Source organism: Phyllobacterium sp. P5_D12 (assembly GCF_054049495.1).
Genome location: NZ_JBFUMG010000411.1, coordinates 1 through 4,047, shown reverse-complemented (window position 1 = coordinate 4,047; position 4,047 = coordinate 1). Strand labels below are relative to the sequence as shown.

Annotated in this window: 2 protein-coding genes; one reads left to right on the top strand and one right to left on the bottom strand. The window is 58.9% G+C overall.

From position 1 onward, the window contains the following. Nucleotides 1–15: 15 nt before the first annotated feature. Nucleotides 16–1,053 carry a hypothetical protein gene (locus tag ACXJ5O_RS20630; protein WP_457301526.1) on the bottom strand — a complete coding sequence of 346 codons (1,038 nt, stop codon included), beginning with the start codon at nucleotides 1,051–1,053 and terminating at the stop codon, nucleotides 16–18. A gap of 338 nt (nucleotides 1,054–1,391) precedes the next feature. On the opposite strand from ACXJ5O_RS20630, the gene cckA reads away from it, so the two are divergent. Further along, complete coding sequence (gene cckA / locus ACXJ5O_RS20625; protein ID WP_457301525.1) at nucleotides 1,392–3,989, top strand: cell cycle histidine kinase CckA; 2,598 nt, start codon at nucleotides 1,392–1,394, stop codon at nucleotides 3,987–3,989. Nucleotides 3,990–4,047 lie beyond the last annotated feature (58 nt).

Below are 4,047 nucleotides of genomic sequence, written 5' to 3'. Positions count from 1 at the left end.
TGTCCATTGTGGGTCTCAACGCTTCTCAGGTCGGGATAAATCTCCTAGCAGCCGTTCCATCTCGTCCTCGATGCTGTCCTGTTTTTCAGGCTTTGCTTCCTTGCCAGGTGCGATGTTGAGTTCGCTTCCGAGGTCTGTCTCGAATGCGTCGCTGAAATCCATGTCGCCCAAGGTTATTTCAGATTCTTCCGTTTCCACGGACGCGTCGAAGGTCGGCTCCTTGACGGCCGCCGCCGGTTCGTTGCGCACGGCGAAGGGGAAGGCAGCGGCAGTCGTCGTTCTGGTTTCAGATGCAGCTACCTCCCTGGCAGGTTCTGGCGTGTCTATCTTCGGCTCCGCGCGAGGCACGGTTCCAAAGGATGGCGAAGCGGTTCGCTGCCAGCCATTGTCCCGTGCCGGTGCACTGACAGCCGGTGGCTCGTTCGAAGCAGCGGACGCTACTTCCGGGGCCTTCGCTGCCGGTGGAACGGGTTGAATGGGGGGCGTGGATGGCAAGGGGGCAGGTTGCTCGGCCTGTCTCGGTGGTTCGGTCGGCCGCCTTGGCGGCTCAGACTGCTGCGGCGGTGCCGGACGCAACGGTATTTGCGGCGCTGGCGCTGTCTGAACAGGTGGGGGAGGCGTGTGAACCGGAGGGGCTGGAGATGCGATACGGGGCTGTGCGCGAGGTGGCGCTTCCGCGACTTTCGGCTCTGGCTTCGGTTCGGGAACTCTCGCTTCGGGCTCGGACGCTGGCGGTTCAACTCGCGGCTGTCGCGCAAACTGGCGAATGTTTTGCTCGATCACCAGGTCGCTGGGACCGCCGATCAAGATCAGATGCTCGACATCGTCGCGGCGCACGAGTACCAGCCGCCTGCGATTATCGACGGCTGCCGCGTCAGTAACCGAGAGACGGACCTGCCGGTTGCGCCCGCCAGCAACGAATGTACCACCCGTCACCCGCCGCAATATGGCGAATACCAGTAGAAGCAGGGCGATGACCAGAATGAACAGAAGAATAAATCCCACGATGGGGGCAGCGCTTTCGCCAACAATAGTGGCAAGCCAAGCGTTCATGATAAACTCTCCTTGTGCGTTCTTCGGGCCCAAAACTTGTTCCCCGACATGGGCTTCGAAGCATTACTTTATGCGACACTAGTGCGTGCCATAGTTAGCCGCAACCCTAACGCAGTTTCGGCCTATGTAGTACAGATTGTCTACGCGCGATATTGGATGTTCTAAATCGGAATTCGTGCGAAACCGTGGAATAATCGCGGTCATATAAAGGATGGGGTTTATACCGCGTCAAAGATATGATCCAAACGATTCGAGAATAAACATCGGCTTGATGCAATTGCGCCGGTGATGAAAAAAGGGGCCTGAGACGTATGTCTCAAGAAACGAATAGCAGACGTATGTCTCAAGAAACGAACAGCGATCTTTATCCAGAACCTATCATCGCGAACACGAAATCCAGCAAGGCCGGCTTGCGCCTGGTTCTTCTTGGCGTGCTGCTGATCGGCGTTTCCGTCCTTTACTTCATCTATCGCGATCAACTGGGGCAGCAATTCCTGCTCGGCCTTCTCGGCACGCTTGCCATGACCGGCGTGTTCTATCTGTTCGGCTCGGCGATCAATGTCATTCAGTTCACGCCGCGGGGCACCAGCGATGAACTCACGCGCGCGTTTGTGGATACGTTTCCGGAAGGCACGGTCGTCTGCGATCAAAAGGGTCGCATCGTTTATGCCAACAGGGCCTATGCCGAGCTAACCGGTGTCACCAATTCCAACGATGTGCGGGCGATCGAGCACATTCTCTCAGGTGAAGCTGCAGCCTCGGATCCGATCTACCGGCTCGCCAATGCGGTGCGCGACGGCGTTTCCGGCCAGGAGGAGCTGCGCCTGTCCCGGCCACTCGATCCATCGCGGGAACCCGTGCCGACGTGGTACCGGGTCAAGGCGCGGCCGGTCGCGGGCATTCCAGACCAGACGACGCCGGTCTATGCGTGGCAGATCGCCGATATTTCGGCTGAGCGTGCCGAACAGGAGCGTTATTTCCAGGATATTCAGGAGGCCATCGATCATCTCGATCATGCTCCGGCAGGCTTCTTCTCAGCCGATCCTGACGGCCGCATCATTTATATCAACGCAACGCTGGCGGAATGGCTCGGCGTCGACCTCACGCGGTTTACGCCGGGCTCGATGATGGTTCGCGACATCGTCGCCGGCAATGGCATGGCGCTGATCAATGCGGTCAAGACTGAACCTGGCACCAGCCGCAACACGGTCATCGATCTCGACCTTGCCAAATCCAATGGCCAGAGCCTTGCCGTGCGCTTCTATCATCGCGTTCAGGCGCAGCGTGACGGCAGGCGCGGCCCAACCCGCACGATCGTTCTCAACCGCGCTGAAGGCGAAGACAATTCAGCCGCGTTGCGCGCGGCAGAAGTGCGGTTCACGCGCTTCTTCAATTCAGCGTCCATGGCCATCGCAGCCGTCGATGCGACCGGCAAGATCCTGCGCACCAATGCGCGGTTCCTGGGGCTTTTCGCCCCGGTTGTCGATCGTGATGATATCGACCGGCGCATCCCGCTTGAGACCGTCGTGCATGAACGCGATCGCGAAGCCTTCGACCGGGCACTGGCTGCAGCTTTCGCCGGCAAGGCGGAAATCTCTCCTGTCGATACCGTTATTCCGGGTAATGAGGACCGCCATCTGCGCTTCTACGTCAGTCCGGTTTTCGACGCCGGTTCCGAGGATGGCGCCGAGGAAGCCGCCATTGTTTCAGTGGTTGAAACCACTGAGCAGAAGGCGCTGGAAGCCACGATGGCGCAAAGCCAGAAAATGCAGGCCGTAGGGCAGCTTGCAGGCGGTATCGCACATGATTTCAACAACGTGTTGACCGCAATCATCATGTCTTCCGATCTGCTGTTGACCAATCATCGCGCATCGGATCCGTCCTTTGCCGACATCATGAACATCAAGCAGAATGCCAATCGCGCCGCTTCGCTGGTGCGGCAGCTCCTTGCGTTCTCACGCCGCCAGACCTTGCGGCCGGAAGTGCTCAACCTCACCGATGTGATCGCCGATGTGCGCATGCTGCTGACGCGTCTTGCCGGCACGCAAGTCAATCTCAAGATCGAACATGGCCGCGATCTGTGGCCTGTGCGGGCCGACCTCGGCCAGTTCGAGCAGGTGGTGGTCAATCTCACGGTCAATGCCCGGGACGCTATGCCCGAAGGCGGCAACCTGACGCTCCGTACCCGCAACGTGACTGAAGCGGAGAGTGCTGAACTCACTTATCGCGACCTTGTTCCAGGCGATTATGTGCTGGTTGAGGTAGAGGACAGCGGCACCGGCATGACGCAGGAAGTGATCGAGAAGATTTTCGAACCCTTCTTCACCACGAAGGAAGTCGGGAAGGGGACGGGCCTCGGCCTGTCGATGGTTTATGGTATCATCAAGCAGACGGGCGGCTCGATTCACGCCGAGTCCGAGCTTGGCAAGGGGACGACATTCCGCATTTTCCTGCCGCGTTTTGTCGAGGAAAAGCAGCCGCAGGTTCTGAACGCCGATGGCGAAGCCGTCGTGACCGAAATGCCGAAAAAGGAGAAGAAGACGGAAAAGGCCACCGATCTCTCYGGTTCCGCAACCGTTCTCCTGGTGGAAGACGAGGATGCCGTCCGCATGGGCGGGGTTCGCGCGTTGCAATCACGTGGCTACACGGTGCACGAGGCGTCTAGCGGCGTCGAAGCGCTTGAGGTGATGAAAGAACTCGGCGGCAAAGTGGACATCATCGTTTCCGACGTGGTCATGCCCGAAATGGATGGCCCGACGCTGCTGCGCGAATTGCGCAAGGATTACGGCGATATCAAATTCATCTTCGTTTCGGGCTATGCGGAAGATGCTTTTGCCCGAAACCTGCCGGAAGACGCCAAATTCGGTTTCCTGCCGAAGCCGTTTTCACTGAAGCAGCTGGCAACAGCGGTCAAGGAAACGCTGGAGAGCGAGTAGGAGGCCGCACGCAACCACTTCTCCCGTCATCCTCGGGCTTGACCCGAGGACCCACACT